The 1,195-nt window shown below is 54.1% G+C and carries 1 protein-coding gene; it reads left to right on the forward strand.

The genetic code is table 11. The features are described from left to right. Positions 1-69: 69 nt before the first annotated feature. Complete coding sequence (locus BRW63_RS26990; RefSeq protein ID WP_073075380.1) at positions 70-1,185, forward strand: ISAs1 family transposase; 1,116 nt, start codon at positions 70-72, stop codon at positions 1,183-1,185. Positions 1,186-1,195 lie beyond the last annotated feature (10 nt).

Genomic DNA, 1,195 nt, shown 5'->3' on the forward strand with positions numbered 1-1,195 from the left:
AGCAGGGTGGTTTCAAGGTCTAGAGAGAAAAATGAGGATGGACTGCAATCATCACAAAAGTAGCAGTCCATGTCCCTCATAGACCAATTAAAAACGATTCCCGACCCGCGAAGCAAGCGCGGTCAAAGCCATCCCCTCTGGTTGGTGCTGTTTCTAGCCTTGCTGGGAAGCTTATGTGGGTATTGGGGCTATCGTCCCATCGCCCTGTTTTGCCAGAAGCATCATGCCAGCTTGTGTGATCTGTTGGAGTTAGATCCGCAGACGACTCAGTTCCCGTCCTATTCCACCGTTCGTCGAGTGTTTCTGCAAGTCGATGCGGCAGCCTGGGTCGATGCGTTTAATGTTTGGGCGCTGCTTCATGCGCCAGCATTGGCTGGATTGTTATGGTCAATCGACGGCAAAAGCATCAAATGTACCTCGGTGGGTGGGAACAGCAGTGCCCAAAACTTTGCCACGTTGGTGTCCGTGTACGGTCAGCAAGCTGGGGTCGTCCAGTTAGCGTTGATGTACAACGCCCAAGAAAGTGAAATTGAGGTCGCCAAACGATTGTTGAGAACAGTCACCACAGCGCCTGCCTTGGCGCAATCGTTGCCAGTCGGATTCAGTTTAGATGCCCTTCACGCCCAAGTGGAGACCTTGACCTTGATCAACGCTCAGGAGAGTCATTATCTGGTCGGACTCAAAGCCAATCAGAAGACGCTCCATCAACGCCTGCACCACCTGCGGCAGCAAGGGCTGCCGTTGAGCCAAACGAGCCACTCGGAACGGGTACATGGTCGCCAAACCCAGCGCACCGTCCAGGTCTATGCCGCTCCTGACGAGCTGCCCAAACGCTGGAGCAGTGCGGGCATCACACGGGTGATTTGGGTCAACCGCCAGGGCATCCGGGCGGGCAAGCCGTTTCAAGAGGCGCAGTGCTACTTGAGCAACTTAACCCTGGATGCCCCTGCTTTCCTAGAATTGACCCGTAGCCACTGGCAAATTGAAAATGGGTTGCACTGGGTCAAAGATGTCACTTTACAGGAAGATGATCCGCCTCGACGGGGTGGCTATGCCCCGATTAGTTGGGCGATCTTCAATTCGTTCCTGATTACGCTTGCCCGTCGCTTGGGTTGCCGTACTCTCCCAGATTGCATTCGGGATCTAGCCAATCAAGTCCATCAGGTTTTTCGCTGGCTAACTTGAAACCACCCTG

The organism is Phormidesmis priestleyi ULC007 (assembly GCF_001895925.1).
In the GTDB taxonomy this organism is placed as follows: domain Bacteria; phylum Cyanobacteriota; class Cyanobacteriia; order Leptolyngbyales; family Leptolyngbyaceae; genus Phormidesmis_A; species Phormidesmis_A priestleyi_A.

Bases quoted from the DNA above. Each gene is read 5' to 3' on its own strand.
- BRW63_RS26990 (WP_073075380.1), top strand. From the start codon at position 70: ATGTCCCTCATAGACCAATTAAAAACGATTCCCGACCCGCGAAGCAAG.